At 54.0% G+C, this 13,901-nt stretch carries 9 protein-coding genes and 3 pseudogenes; 5 read left to right on the top strand and 7 right to left on the bottom strand.

What is annotated here, in order from left to right; all coding sequences use genetic code 11:
- Nucleotides 1–6: 6 nt before the first annotated feature.
- A complete protein-coding gene (nadA, locus tag GWG54_RS15725; protein WP_167938672.1) occupies nt 7–1,140 on the bottom strand; it encodes a quinolinate synthase NadA in 1,134 nt (377 codons plus the stop codon).
- Between the two features lie 773 nt (nt 1,141–1,913).
- Nucleotides 1,914–2,552, bottom strand: a complete 639-nt coding sequence (locus GWG54_RS15720) for a hypothetical protein (protein WP_167938671.1) — start codon at nt 2,550–2,552, stop codon at nt 1,914–1,916.
- 115 nt (nt 2,553–2,667) lie between these two features.
- Here GWG54_RS15720 and GWG54_RS15715 point away from each other — a divergent pair, with 115 nt between their 5' ends.
- The gene (locus GWG54_RS15715; RefSeq protein ID WP_167938670.1) at nt 2,668–3,507 is read left to right on the top strand and encodes a hypothetical protein; all 840 of its coding nucleotides are present in this window, start codon (nt 2,668–2,670) and stop codon (nt 3,505–3,507) included.
- Nucleotides 3,508–3,942: 435 nt separating this feature from the next.
- Here the strand turns inward: GWG54_RS15715 and GWG54_RS15710 are convergent, their stop codons facing one another.
- Both GWG54_RS15710 and GWG54_RS15705 read right to left on the bottom strand, forming a co-directional pair.
- Nucleotides 3,943–4,374 carry a type II toxin-antitoxin system death-on-curing family toxin gene (locus tag GWG54_RS15710; RefSeq protein ID WP_167938691.1) on the bottom strand — a complete coding sequence of 144 codons (432 nt, stop codon included), beginning with the start codon at nt 4,372–4,374 and terminating at the stop codon, nt 3,943–3,945.
- Nucleotides 4,375–4,480: 106 nt separating this feature from the next.
- A pseudogene (locus GWG54_RS15705) lies at nt 4,481–5,609 on the bottom strand (hypothetical protein).
- Between the two features lie 248 nt (nt 5,610–5,857).
- On the opposite strand from GWG54_RS15705, the gene GWG54_RS15700 reads away from it, so the two are divergent.
- Entirely contained in the window at nt 5,858–7,213 is a 1,356-nt protein-coding gene (locus GWG54_RS15700) for a glycoside hydrolase family 68 protein (RefSeq protein WP_167938669.1), read from the top strand.
- Here the strand turns inward: GWG54_RS15700 and GWG54_RS15695 are convergent.
- Nucleotides 7,161–7,430 (bottom strand): hypothetical protein, encoded by a 270-nt coding sequence (locus GWG54_RS15695; protein ID WP_167938668.1) that lies wholly within the window; start codon nt 7,428–7,430, stop codon nt 7,161–7,163. The genes GWG54_RS15700 and GWG54_RS15695 overlap by 53 nt on opposite strands.
- 116 nt (nt 7,431–7,546) lie before the next feature.
- Here GWG54_RS15695 and GWG54_RS15690 point away from each other — a divergent pair.
- Nucleotides 7,547–7,732: pseudogene (locus GWG54_RS15690) on the top strand (IS6 family transposase); the annotation flags it as partial.
- Nucleotides 7,733–9,433: 1,701 nt separating this feature from the next.
- Here GWG54_RS15690 and GWG54_RS15680 read toward each other — a convergent pair.
- Both GWG54_RS15680 and GWG54_RS15675 read right to left on the bottom strand, forming a co-directional pair.
- Nucleotides 9,434–9,844 carry a TRAM domain-containing protein gene (locus GWG54_RS15680; RefSeq protein WP_167938667.1) on the bottom strand — a complete coding sequence of 137 codons (411 nt, stop codon included), beginning with the start codon at nt 9,842–9,844 and terminating at the stop codon, nt 9,434–9,436.
- 167 nt (nt 9,845–10,011) lie between these two features.
- Complete coding sequence (locus GWG54_RS15675) at nt 10,012–10,287, bottom strand: PadR family transcriptional regulator (RefSeq protein ID WP_167938666.1); 276 nt, start codon at nt 10,285–10,287, stop codon at nt 10,012–10,014.
- A 947-nt stretch (nt 10,288–11,234) separates the two neighbouring features.
- Here GWG54_RS15675 and GWG54_RS15670 point away from each other — a divergent pair.
- The gene (locus tag GWG54_RS15670) at nt 11,235–12,917 is read left to right on the top strand and encodes a glycoside hydrolase family 32 protein (RefSeq protein ID WP_245242832.1); all 1,683 of its coding nucleotides are present in this window, start codon (nt 11,235–11,237) and stop codon (nt 12,915–12,917) included.
- A 771-nt stretch (nt 12,918–13,688) separates the two neighbouring features.
- Nucleotides 13,689–13,901: pseudogene (locus GWG54_RS15665) on the top strand (response regulator); the annotation flags it as partial.

Here is a 13,901-nt window from a genome sequence, read left to right as displayed (position 1 = left end):
TGGGAGTTAGATTTCGAGCATGCGGTCAAGGGCGACACCCGCGAGTTCCTTCTCTTCAGGAGCAACCTCAATCACATTGCGTTCACGACCCGCGACGAGTTCCTCAAGTATCCAGGTAAGGTAGTTGGGGTCGATCTGGCGCATCGCGTTGCAATCCATGCAGGCGTCGCCACACAGTGGCAGGACATTCACATCAGGATGCCAGCACTGGAGGTGATTCGTCAGGTGGATCTCTGTCCCGATGGCCCACGTGTCACCCGGATCGGCTGTTTCGATCGTCTCACAAATCGTTGCTGTCGAACCCGCCTTGTCAGCAGCTTCGACGACTTCGCGACGGCACTCAGGGTGAACGATGACCTTCGCATCGTCGTATTCAGTCCGAATTTGCTCAATGTGATCTACACCGAATCGCTCGTGAACCTGACAGTAGCCGTCCCAGAGGATGATGTCACTCTCGGTGACCTCGTCGGCGTCCTTCCCCTCTGGATCCCACGGGTCCCACTCGGCAATTCGGTCTTCCATACCCATCCGGTGGGCGGTGTTCTCCCCGAGGTGCTTATCCGGTAAGAAGAGGACCTTGTCGCCTCGCTCGAAGGCATACTCGAAAGCCTTGTGAGCGTTCGAAGAGGTACAGACGAGTCCTCCCTGGCTTGCACAGAAGGCCTTCAGGTCCGCGTAGGAGTTCATGTACGTGATTGGCACAATATCAGCATCGGGCGCGGCAGTAGTGATTTCAGCCCACGCGCTGTCGACCTGCAGCGCTTCGGCCATTCCGGCCATCGGACACGACGCCTCCATACTCGGCAGGATAACGGTCTGATCGTCGTTGGTAATGATGTCCGCGCTCTCGGCCATGAACGTAACGCCGCCGAAGATCACATACTCGGCGTCGGCCTCGGCGGCCTGTCGTGAGAGCTGGTAGGAGTCACCAATGAAGTCGGCGTGCTCAACGATTTCACGGCGCTGGTAGTTATGACCGAGAATTACAACGCTGTCGCCGAGTTCCTCAAGTGCCGCTTCGATACGGTAGGTCCGTTCTTTCTCCTCGAGGGTCCGGTACTGAGGTGGTAGCTGCTCGAGATTGTCGTATTTGAAAAGACTCAGATCAGTTTCCAGTTCTGTAGTTTCCATTTTTGCCATTCAGATCACTGATGGTTGGGTATACATCTGTAGGGGGTATCGAATAACTTTTTCCTTCGGTACCCATATTTGGATGGGGATTGCTTACGAAATGGGTTGGACCGAATTATCGGCTGGACTATATCACTAGATGATCGGTGCTCGTGCGGGTTTCACCGCGTCATATTAACCAACACTGACTCGGTAGAGATCCTTTTTGTTGGTTAAGGCGGTGGTGTTGCGTATTTTAGGTATGCGAGAGCAGACAACCACGATATACAGTCTGATAACAGGAAGTTGTTCTCTTGTGTGTTATGGGGTGCGGCTGGCACCATGTACCGACTGTCGTAAGGTGAGGTATTTAATACCGTGCCAAATGATGTCGTAGGTACTATGGTTGACGATCCTGAGTAGGACGACGAGGTTGAAAACGAGGAGCTGATCGCGACTCTTGACGAACTCTACAGCGAATCAATAGACCAGGTGTACGGCGCGTCGACCGATTCTGGGTGAGATGTGACTCGAGAAGTGTTGAGAATCGACTCGACAGTTAGTTGTGCTTGGTTTATGGAATACTATATTTAATATAGTGCTCAATCCAGAGGGTTGATTTCACACAGAGTGCATAACATCCCTTCGCTCGGAGCAACTATCCACTCACAATTTTCGCTCGAGGACCTGTGCTGATTGGTTCTCGAGTTCAGCGGCTTGGAGGATCTTGATCTTACTCTCGGCTTGTTCCTCGAGTAACGCTGTCTCACGTTTCTGGTCGTAGACGACGAGCAGCCAGAAGATCAGAAAAGTTCGTCAAGAGGCCGGTCTGCACCGGCTTCGGTCTCAACGTCCTCACCCGACTCAATAGGGGGAGCATCGAAGAGCCGGTCGGCACCACGTTCTCGGGCAGCGAGCGCGTCATCGATAATGGCCTCTGTTTCGTCGTCTATTTCTGGGATTTTGAGGGCCTCACTAACGTCTTCTGGCAGTTCTGGTCGCGGCGCATCCTGATGCCGTTCAATTTTCTCGGTCAGATAGAGATTTTCCTGTAGGGCACGCAGAACCGGGACATACCGGAGGTAGCTGTACTCATCTAAGAGGTTGATCCCGTAACTGGTGAACCCCCAGAACTCCCGTGGCTCGTTACGCTTGGTCTCATCTCCACGGTATTTGTACTTCGCCATCACCTGCTTCTCTGCAAGCCGGTCAAGGTGCTCCCTGATAGTGGAGCGATTCTTGGGCACGAGGTATTCGAGCTCGTCGAGTGTCGCCAAGTGCGTTGGATGCCCAAGCACGGCTTGGATGATGTGGTAGCGGGTTTCCTGCGTGAGGAATTGGTGTGCCCGTCGCTGTTTCTCGATCGGCATGACATCGTCACCGCCAAATGGGTCTGTCTCGCCGCCGACCAGGTTTCCTGGACCCGCCGCACTATTACTCATATGTGTTTATTCCGTCTCCATTCACGTAACTGTTCGGGACGAGCAAGTTGGGAAAGAGGTGTCTTTCCCAACTCGGAAATGAACGCTTAAGACGAACACTTCTGTAGACAGTAATATGAATGGTCCACGGGTTCCAGGCAATTCGTACGCCATCTACCGGGCTGTCAACCGTATTTTCGAAGGAATTAGCTCACCACCACAGGGAGACTACCACGAAGTCGTCCGCTATATGAACGAAGAACTCCCCCGGTTCGAGCAAGCAAATAGTAGCTATCTAGTTCTTGGAAGCTACCGTGGCGCGTACGGACGACGCCTTCGAGAGTTCGCTAACTGCCTCAACATGCCAATGAACGCCGAATCGATCGTTCTCGGAGATACGATCAACTTAGATGCCGCGGTTGTCCCCGAATTCGACATCAAGATCAACCTCCTTGGTGAGGCAGCAGATTACATCGCTGGTGTCTACGAGAAGGAAAGCGGTGGTGAGAGCCCGGAACTCGGGGTTGTCAGAGCACTTTTCGTGAATAAGACATTCGTGTTCCCCCGCGATTATACTGGCCTCACCCGCGATAGTCTGGAGACACGAGAAGACGTCATTCAGGCTGCTCTGGCGGTGTACTACGCTGACTTCGATCATCTTGATAGTGAGCAGAGCGTTGCCGAGAAGAAGAAAGAGGAAATCGCAGCACTACTGACAGTCGCGCAAGAGGAAGGTATCGACATCAGCGAGCGAGAGCTCACCGATCTCATTAAAGAGCGTCAAAACGACATTGATGAGCCGCCCGCCGAATATAGCTGGGTCCATTTGAGCTTCTTCAAACGGTTTGAGGCAATGACCCAGTGCTACCCCTGGACGACGATGCCCGAACTGCGAGATCATGCTGATGAGATGCCGGGGCCAGAACGCCCGCGATGGGAAACTGAATTTGACGTAGGGATGTTCTGCGACGAGTAGCCGCATCCACGGACTACGTACCTTTCTGATCGTGGGAGCGAATGATCGGGCGTTTATCGATATGTTCGGGGATTCGTTCTACAGGCGGAGTAGACCGAGTGCCTCGGGGCTTGACCCCGAGGCGGTTCACGAGAATGAATCTGTGATTGCTGCCGGCCAAGGGGGTCGAGACCATCCTGACACGTGAGTTCTATCCGATGTTAGAAATACTGGATGTAGTCGAAATTGAGATTACTCGTCTTCGAGAGCCGCATAAATATCGGCATGACGGCGTCCGTCAAGCTTCCCCATTTCAAGAGCTATTTCGTGGCGTTCTTCGTCGCTTTCCGCCGACTGATATCGCTCGTACAGCCGGCGAACTTCTTCGTCGACTGCTGTCGAGGAATCAGTACTGGACGCCATTTCTATTCTAGATATACTCATCGTATCCGTTTATCAGTTACGGCGAGCGCACGCTCGGAAGTAGATAACCGCTGTTTCAATATCGACTCGAGCTTCATCGCTCGCAAACCGGTGTAGCAATGCACGTACTTCGTCGCCGTATTCGAACGCGTATCCATTGATTAGGTAGAAGACGACTACAGTTCGAAGCGCAGTACGCTTGTTCCCGTCGACGAATGGATGATCTGCAACGAGCAACCTCATGAGATGAACCGCTTTTTTGTGAAGCGTTTGCGGTACCTCGACAAAGAACTCCTCTGAAACGTATTGCAATGCAGACTGGATCGCGCCTTCTGATCGAATTCCCGGCACAGTGTGGTCCCCTTCCTCAACGATCTGTGCATGCAGATCAAGAATTAGTTCGACGGACGGATACGCGACGTCGTCTCTTGTTTGAGATCCTGAACCACGAGCAGTCCGTTCCAGCCGGACCCGAAGTGCTCCTCAGTATCGCGTCTAATCTGGCACAATGCTACAAGCTAAAGACGACCAAGAAAGCCGGAAAGAGTCTTTTCTTCGCTAGGCCATCGAGTTAGTCATCATCGTCAGCAGCGCCCGCTTCATCCATTTCGCAAGCTGTTGGTTCTGGAGGGACATCGATCGCAGGGTTCTCATCGAAGAATCCCTCTGGCTCGAGCTCGAAGCTGGCAATCTCGACGGGAAGCACGGGCCAATCTTCCGGCCGCGTTCTGTGGTTCACACCGAGCGTGTACCAGACTACCAGATCCTCCTCGACGAAATTTCGATCGGCTGCCGTCCACTCGCGCAAACCATGGGGATTGTCGTTCTGATTCGGGTAGTCCCCATCGGCATACAGTTCATCGTCTTCGTACGGTGTCACCCAGAAGTTGTTCTCGATGAATCCAGCACGCCGCTGGGTATCCATACGAGTTGGTCTCGTTTGGATTGGCGATCTTCCAGTAACGAGCCTTTAGAGGATCGATATCCATTCGAGCGTCTTGCTCCGTTTCGAGCAGTGTCTCATCGGCAAACCAGCCTTGTCCAGCTGGGTTATCGGAGTCCTCGTGGTTCCACGCAACCTCGTCGGCTGGCTGATTGTGAACCTCGTAGGCGCAGTTCTCTCCTCCATCAATCTCGAAGTCAAGTCGGAAATTGAAATGGTGCTGGTGGATCGAGGTCTTCACCTGCGGTGCAACGATCTCGTAGAACCCGTCAGTATCCTCAGCCGTTGTTCCCTCCGGCACAACACCGTTCGAGTCAATTCCCGTGAGCCGTACTTCGGCTTCGATACGCTCGTCCTGATAGAAGTACCAGTAGAAAGCGTAATCGTAGTTGTAGACGGTTGCAATCTGGGAGACAACTAATCGTCGGCGGCGACGAACCTCGGTTTCGTCCTCTTTGCGCCACTCTGTGTGTTTCCACATCAGCCCGTCATCTTCTTCGTGCATGCAGATCGCGTTCGGAACGTGGAGCGTGCCGCCGTCGCGATCGTTAGTGACAGCATCGAAATAGTGCATCACCCCGAGGCAGTCACAGCCCCCGGTCAGCGAGTTGACCATCCGACCGACATTGAACTCGCTGATGTCGAAGGCGTTCTTCCAGTTGTGGTTCGGGTCGGTGTCCCCATATGGGACCGCCATTGCTGAAACCGACGCACGGTGAAGCACCTTTCGCCGGTCACCGTCGTCATTATAATTGATATCGTGGAAAACCAGTCCCTCACGGTCCGTCCATCCAACTCGGAACTCCCACCCTTGCCCGGATCGACGGTCTGTAGCTCAGTCGGCAGTCCGTCTTCGGTTACTCTATCAGGAGCCGGAGCGGCTGGTAGTCCGATTAATCCGACAACTGAATATGATTTATTTATATTTGTTATATAATATTCCTTCCTCATGTATAGCTGATCTAGAAAATATTTATTACACGCCGAGTTAATATTCCAACCGCAATGGGAGATCAGGATCAGAGAGAACTAGGCAGACGTACCGTCCTTAGAACGACCGGCGCGATCGGCGCAGCCAGTCTTGGACTATCGATCGGGACCAGCACCGGGGCTGCCGTTGAGACGGGCGAGGCGAGCGCGTGGACGCGCGAGCACGCGAACAGTATTGAACTTACCGACGGTCTGACGGCGCCAGTGATCGACGAAAATTCCGACGGGATCTCAGACGACTACTGGATCTGGGACACGTGGCCGCTTCGATACCGTGACGGCTCAATCGCGAAGATCAACGGCTGGCAGGTCGTCTTTTCGCTTACGGCGTCGAAAGAGCTCGTTCCGGGCGCCCGCCACAACGAGGCGACGATCCGGTACTTCTACTCCCGAAACGGCCACGACTGGACCGAGGGCGGAACGGCCTTCGAGAATCCGCTCGGCCACCACCAGTGGGCCGGCTCCGCGATGTACGACCAAGAGGAGGACCAGATCTACCACTTCTATACGGCGACCAGTCCGGAGCCGGAGTTCCGCCAGCGACTCGCGCTCGGCAAGGGCGCGTCGCTCGAGACCGGGCCCCGCAGCGTCAATCTGGTCGGCGATCAAGAGCACGTCATCATGGCCGAGGCCGACGGTGAGCTCTACCAGACCTTAGAGCAGTCCAGAGACGAGGGTATCGTCTACGCATTCCGCGACCCGTGGTACTTCGAGCACCCCGAGACGGGTGAGGATCTGGTCGTCTTCGAGGGCAACACGCCCACGGGCGGCGAGAACCCGGATGACCCACAGAGTTACAATGGAAACGTCGGCGTGGCACAGGCGACGAACGACGAGCTCACCGAGTGGGAGCTGCTCCCTCCGAATCTGGAGGCGATCGAGGTCAACCAGCAACTCGAGCGTCCTCACTACGTCTTCCAAGACGGGAAGTGGTATTTGTTCGTGCTGAGCCACGAGTTTACGTTCGCACCCGGTCTCTGGGGACCCGACGCACTGTACGGGTTCGTCGCCGACTCGCTGTACGGTGACTACGAGCCGCTCAACGGGAGCGGACTGGTCATCTCAAACCCCGAGGCGGCGCCGTTCCAGGGCTATTCCTGGCTAGCGATGCCTCAGGGTAACGATGTCCTTGTCGAGAGCTTCGAGAACTTCCGCGGCCTCGACGACACCTCCCGGGGCAAGATCAGCCTTGACGAGGTCGGAGCCCTCCCTGACGAAGAGCAGAAGGAGCTGTTCGGAGGCACCCTCGCCCCGAGCCTGAAAGTCCAGCTCGATGGCACCGAGACTCGGGTCGTCGCCGAACTCAACGATGGCCATTTCATCCCGTCGGGCGGGAGTCCGAACAGGAACGGCAACGAACGAGGTCGATAAGCGACCCCGCCCGCGCCGTCACGACTCGCGCGCCGGCCGCGAGCGTCGCGACCCACCGCACGTTGGTCGTGACGTAGCTGTCGAACCGGAGCATGAGCCGCTGGAGGACGTCCCCAAAGATCGCCTCCCCGATCGGCGAGCGCTTGACGCCGGACGTGAAGACGTAGTCGCAGCCAATGCGGTTCGCGACGGGGGTGTCATAGAAGAGCTCACACATCTGCCATATAGCGATCTCTGTTAAGAGTAGTACCCGAGTTGACATTCTTTTGAGATTGGTACTGTCTAGTTGAGCCAGTTTGAGAAGTGAGCAGGTCGTTGAGTGGATCGATCAAGATGCTCGCAGACCTGCTCAGCGAGAGCTATGCAGCGGATTTAGAAGAATCTTGGGAGAACGAGCGGACGGCGACGCCCGTCAGGGCGTTCGCCGTCCGCCTCCATCAGACCGGTTGTTCGCTTCGATAGACAACAACGATTCTCGCTGAATTAGGCGTTGAACACTCTCATGGAGCGGTCTGGAACTAGGTACGTCGGCTGGCTGACAGTGGACGCGACCCGCCGACGTCCACGAGAGCAACGCTCTTGTACGGCCCATCAGAACGCTTCGCGTTCTGAGGACGGCGTCGCCGTCGCGACTTGCTTATTTTCTGTCGGTCTGCGGTCCCGAGGGCTTACTTTTTGTTGAGGCAAACACTGAGTCAACTGCCAGTTTTCGGGGTGTCGAGACGCGACGGGTGACCGTAGCGTCGACAAACGAATAGACGTCCGTGGAGCACTCAATCCTTTCGATCTCGGCGGTTGAAGCATGTGCGGCGATTCATCCCAGGACTGAACTCGTGGGTTCTCTCGCCTAATTCCTATAAAGGGAGCGATAGACGGCTCTCTCGCCGACCGTCGACGACAACGATTCACTGGGGTCGCTCATTGGCTCTCTGGTCGTGCACGGTGAAGACGTCCACCGACTCCGTCCCAAGTTTGAGGACTCGCTCGAGACGCTGACAGCGCTCGCTGAGAACGTTCCTGAGTTCGCAGTCCGTGTCTCCCTTTCGACGGGCGACCGGACGGCCTATGCAACAGCTGCGACGCGACTCCTTCAGGCCAAGAACTTGCGACTGACTCGAGATAGCGTTTCGTTGCTCTACGCACTGGCTGGCTCACCGTACGCCGCTGCTCAGGCACTCCAGCAACTCGCCGGCGAAGACGAGCGCCGAGAGCTTCGACCAGACGAGCTCCGATACGCGTTGGGTACGCTCGAGCCTGAGCAGTTACTCTCCGATCTGCCACCAGCAGTTGGCCGAATCGTTCAAACACTTCGCACCGCTGAGGGGCGGCTCTCACAACGTGAGCTTGCTGACCGAGCGGACGTCTCGACACGGATGATCCGGAGATATCGCGACCGGCTTGAGCCGCTTGATCTCATCTGGGTCGACGACACCGGGTACCGTCTGGCGTTATCGTTCCAGACGGCTACCGACCGCCGCAATCCCTTGTTCCAACCCTTCTCGAGGAGAGGCAGACGCTCCTCAATACAACCGATGCATTGCTCGGGACGATTCTCCCGCCAGATCGCTACGGCGACCCCGACGACCCGCTTGGGAGTGCGCTGTTTTGGCCACCGAATCCATCGCGATTACTCAAGCATCGGTTAGTCGGTCCATGGTTGCGAGTTGCTGCTGCGCTCACAGCGACAGAATCCACCGATGACAACCGAACTGTTTGGATAGGCCTACTGCTTGAACAGCAATCGCTTTCTTGCACAACCTAAGAGTGAGCTGGACCGGCATTCAGGTCTCCCCTCTTGTCCACGGCTGGAAGGATAATGACCATCTTCGAACTCGAGATACAGCCACCCTGAAACAGCCTATCTTCATCCGTTCTTCCGGTCTACCTTGTTAACCAACGCTGTTGGCATTTCCAACCACCAATGAGACACACATGACGGACCGACCATCCACACTGAAGTCTCAATCTGTATTGAGATAGTAGCGGTCTCATTCTCATTGAAAAGCTCAATGGTCTTGGTTGAGCCCATTTGGTGGTTAACTAGTTCGCTCGTACGGGAAAAGCCGGTGCATCCCCCGATAGATGGCCCACAACCTACTCAAGCGAGACTTGGAATAGGCCGCTCACATCTTCGGCTGCAGTCATCATTGAAGAGATAGTGCTTACTACTAGTGTTCAGTAGACTTCGGTCTGGAATCGTCGCGGTACGACTGTTCAAAATTACTCATAGTAGTCCAGCCGTTCTACTACGTCTGCAAACGCGACGTTTTCTTGCACTTGAGTGATTTCTATCCGTACTCGTTCTCCTTTCTCTGTGTCCGGGACGATCACGATGTATCCCCGCTCCACACGGCTGATTCCATCACCTTGTTCACCTATACTCTCGATATCTACGGTTCGGGTCTCTCCTTCCCCGACAGGAGGTTCTAGCGAACTATGCTCCCGTTCTAGTTCTTGTTCTGTCTCCTCTTTGGGATTCGTGGACCGAGATAGCATAGCAACTCGATACACACTGTTTTCGTTTACATCACCGAGCTGGAGTTCGTGCGTGGGGACCTCAATGACATATGATCCATCTCGCTCTTCAACCCGTCCAGAGAACATGCAAAGAAATTGATCGGGAACATTCATCAAGAGTAGCGTGTCTTAGAGACAGAGACCTGAGTGCTTGAATCTATGGGATGGCCTATTTCACCTCTGTTTGAGGGGTAATCCGTGAGAACAACCAACGAGGAAGCCAATCTCGCTTGAGAATCGTCACTTACGAGAATACAGTCCAATACATCGTCTCGACGTGGTTAGGCGTCAATATACTGATTAACCCATTTCTGGCGCTGCTGGAGTTCGCGTTGGCCTTTTGGAGTCAACGCATAATAGTTCGTCCGGCGGTCGAGTTGTCCTTTCTCGAGGAGTTTCTTCTCGACGAGTGTATCGAGGTTCGGATACAGTCGACCATGCGTAACCGGTTGGTCAATGTAGCGGTTGATCTCATCGAGAATCTCCTGTCCGGATGGTCGGTCTTTACCTGCAATGACGTATAGCAGGTCACGCTGAAAGCCAGGTAGTTGGTCCATGGGTCACTTCTGAATATCAACCGTCACCGATCTGTGATTTCGTTATAGGGCCGATATACTCCTACAGTCTCGGAGAATGCGCCACGTATACCTACTGGGCACTCACTAATCAGTTGAATACAACCGCTACTGTGATCTGGCATTTTGATTCCAATAGTCATAATAACCGATCTACCTGCGGATTCTACAGCGACTGCGACACAAATTCTACAGCCTAAGAACCTACGACCGACTCGAGGCGTTCGATCTTATCCGTGTCGATGAGAGCGGGTATCGACTGGCGTTATCGTCCCAGACGACCATCGAACGCCGTGATTCCGTTGTTCCGGTTGTCCTCGAGGAGAGCCAGACGCCCGTCGATGCAGCCGATACATTGCTCGAGACGATTCTACCACCCAGTCGCTAGGGCGACCCTGATGATCCCCTCGGCAGTACACTATTCTGGCCACTAGATCTGGAACGGTTACTCGAACATCCGATGGTCGACCCATGGATGCGACTAGCCGCTGCACTCTCAGCGACAGAATCCATCGAGGACAACCAGTCTGTTCAGATGCGCTCACCGTTCGAGCAGCGATCGCTATAGAGGTGAATATTACTATAGTGCTGGCACGATTGATCAGACAACACTTAGATAAGTATATCATTTGTTAGGTGGTTTCTGAGTATGAATACGGCTATCTCCTGTTTTAATAGTAGAGGTCAGCTCGAGCTTTGTTTCCGGACATTCATCTCTCATAACGAACTGGGATTCGAGAAACTTTATGGAAAATATAGATGAATATCCTTACTGTCCTACTGTTTTCTATTGAGTGGGTTGATTATTGTGTTATCAATATCAGTCGAAAACAATAATAATCGATAGAGTAAAACTAATTGTTACACTCAATCTGGTTGTGGCACAAAATAACAACCCACAAAGGGACAGAGGATCGACGAACAAATCATTGCGGCTCAGCCGTCGGAACATCCTTCGAACGGCGGGGACTGGGCTGTTCACGACGACGGTACTCGGTGGTGCTGGTCTGAGTGTCTCAGCCACAGATCAGGTCGAACAGATAGATGCATCAGAAGAGGATCTCTGGAGACCGGGCTTTCACTTTGCACCACCACAAGGCTGGATCAATGACCCGAACGGGTTAGTCTATCACGAGGGCGTGTACCATCTGTTTTTCCAGTACAACCCCTACAACCCCTACTGGGAGGATATCGAGTGGGGACATGCGACCAGCGAAGATCTTTTCGAGTGGACGTACCATGGCGTCAAACTCCCGTTCGATGAAGAGAATACCATTGGGAAGTTCTCCGGTGGTGGAGTCGTGGATAACCAGAACACGGCTGGATTCGGTGAAGATGCACTGGTCTTGTCGTATACAGGTGCCCACCTCAACGAGTCGATCCAGGACCAACGTATCGCGTATAGCACCGATAACGGCAAGACAGTCACGGCGTACGCCGATAATCCAGTTGTCGATACTAACGACCCAGAATTCCGTGATCCGAATGTCTTCTGGTACGAACCAAACGAACACTGGATCATGGTCGTTTCCCGTGCTGCAGACGGCGACGATGACGGAGACGAGCGACCGGCTGGTATCGAGTTTTACAGTTCCAAGGACCACACCGACTGGACGTACGAGAGCACGTTCACGATCGACGAGTATGAGGACGTAGTCGCTGGGATCGAGATGGACAACGGCGTCTACGATAATACTGTGGATCTTTGGGAATGTCCGGACTTATTTGAACTATCCGTTGAGGGCACTGATGAAACCAAATGGGTACTGACAGTCTCCGTCCAAGGTAACCCTCACGTTGATCACCTCATCGGTGAGTTTGATGGCCACGAGTTCACGATGGAGGATCGCGAGCTCGCGGATTATGGCTACGATTACTTCGCTCCTATGTCATGGGACAACGAGCCCGATGACCGTCGAATCCAGATCGGATGGGCGGGCCACTGGCCCTACATGGACTTCATCCCCGAAACCGGATGGCGGGGTATCATGTCGGTCCCGCGTAACGTTACCCTCAACCGAGAAGAGAACGACATCCGACTGCGAGAGTGTCCGGTCAAGCAACTAGTTGACCTCCGGAAAGACAAACTCGCCGATGTTCACAAGGAGATGGTTACGCCGGGTAGAGATCCGCTCGAGGACACGAATGCGAACGGTCGGTCGCTTGAAATTATTATGACGATCGACCCGCATAGCGCCGATGCGGTTGGACTCCGGGTACGTGAGGGTGAGAACGATCAAAGTGTGATTACATATTACACGGATAAAAACCAGTTAGAGTTTAATCGATTGAATTCGTCAGTCGATGGCCCGGCAGACGGATTCTATGATCCAGGCCAAGAAGACAGAACGACGATGCCGCTTAAACCACAAGAGGACGGAACGATTCAGCTTCGTGTCCTCGTTGACCGATCATCGGTCGAGATCTTTGGCAACAGTGGAGAGAGAGTAATGACGAATCAAATATTCCCCGACTGGGATAGTACTGGGATGTCCCTTTTCGCAGACAAGGGCGCTGCGAGAATTGAAAACATGGTCGTCTATGACCTCGCCCCACAACCGCTGGGAATCGAGCTTCACGAAGGGTCTCAGGAGGGCTCTTACCAGAAGTAATGTGCTTTTTAGTATAATTGAGGGCGCTAAGCCCCTTCCTCAGCGAGCGTCGAAGACGCGATCAGGGAGGGGATACAGCGCCCGCACGTCTTGTTTTCGTGCGAATCGGCAACCTTACTACCTCGGCGGTTAGAGGGGGTTGTGAGATACTTACCACGCTTCCGGCGTTGTTCAAACGTGGTTCAAAACGGCGTAGCCGTTTCGTCATCACGAAAGACCGGAGGTCCTTCAAACGACGACAACAAGCGTGCATCATCGGTTGTGGCCGAGTGTCGATTCGGTAGGAGTGGGACACTCCGAACCGCCTGTAAAGGGAAATCGCCTGTGGAGTCTAGAACCGCTGTGGGACTTGTTCCTGCAAGTTCCGACACAGAAACAGGAAGCTCCGTCCGCAACTTCACTCTGACGTCGAAGTATCGTGACGTCCTCCCCGTCGTAAACGACGGGGCATCCCCAGCATGAGGAAACCCAGCCTGTTGCCGAGCAGGTTTCAGGACCATCTCTCCTGAGGTCGATGGAACAGGTTTGGCGTGGTGAGACGGTGTTGTCGGGTCGTGGTGGAACGACCGACCCCCACAGACGTACCGAACGTTCGGGTGTTGATTCCAACCGACCCATTTCGGGGAGGTCAAGGGGAATTACATTCGCCTGCGTCCATTCGTCCGATTCTGGACGGTATGGACAAAACGGTGAAGCCTCAGGGCTTGTCCCGAGGTACTTCACGGAAACTATCGCCGTTTACCTTTTAAGCTTGTAACTTAATGCAGTGATATGGCTTCACCAAGTGGGGAAAATAACAATCGAGCAGAAGAAATGATTGACGTTCTATTAGTCGAACCGAATCAGGGCGATGTACGTCTCTTTGAAGAAAACCTTGAGCAGGGAAAGATCGTTAATACTATTCATACCGTTTCTAATGGCGAAGCAGCGATTGATTTCGTGAATCAGCGTGGCGAGTATGAAGGGGTCCCACAACCGGACCTC

This window comes from Natronococcus sp. JC468 (assembly GCF_012163165.1).
GTDB lineage: Archaea > Halobacteriota > Halobacteria > Halobacteriales > Natrialbaceae > Natronococcus > Natronococcus jeotgali.
The sequence above is the reverse complement of the archived record's forward strand: the minus strand, read 5'-3'. Positions and strand labels throughout refer to the sequence as shown.

Excerpts from the sequence above, each read along its gene's own strand:
- GWG54_RS15720 (WP_167938671.1), bottom strand. The coding sequence starts at position 2,552 with ATGAGTAATAGTGCGGCGGGTCCAGGAAACCTGGTCGGCGGCGAGACA.
- GWG54_RS15675 (WP_167938666.1), bottom strand. The coding sequence starts at position 10,287 with ATGGACCAACTACCTGGCTTTCAGCGTGACCTGCTATACGTCATTGCA.
- GWG54_RS15680 (WP_167938667.1), bottom strand. The coding sequence starts at position 9,844 with ATGAATGTTCCCGATCAATTTCTTTGCATGTTCTCTGGACGGGTTGAA.
- GWG54_RS15700 (WP_167938669.1), top strand. The coding sequence starts at position 5,858 with ATGGGAGATCAGGATCAGAGAGAACTAGGCAGACGTACCGTCCTTAGA.
- nadA (WP_167938672.1), bottom strand. The coding sequence starts at position 1,140 with ATGGCAAAAATGGAAACTACAGAACTGGAAACTGATCTGAGTCTTTTC.
- GWG54_RS15715 (WP_167938670.1), top strand. The coding sequence starts at position 2,668 with ATGAATGGTCCACGGGTTCCAGGCAATTCGTACGCCATCTACCGGGCT.
- GWG54_RS15695 (WP_167938668.1), bottom strand. The coding sequence starts at position 7,430 with ATGTGTGAGCTCTTCTATGACACCCCCGTCGCGAACCGCATTGGCTGC.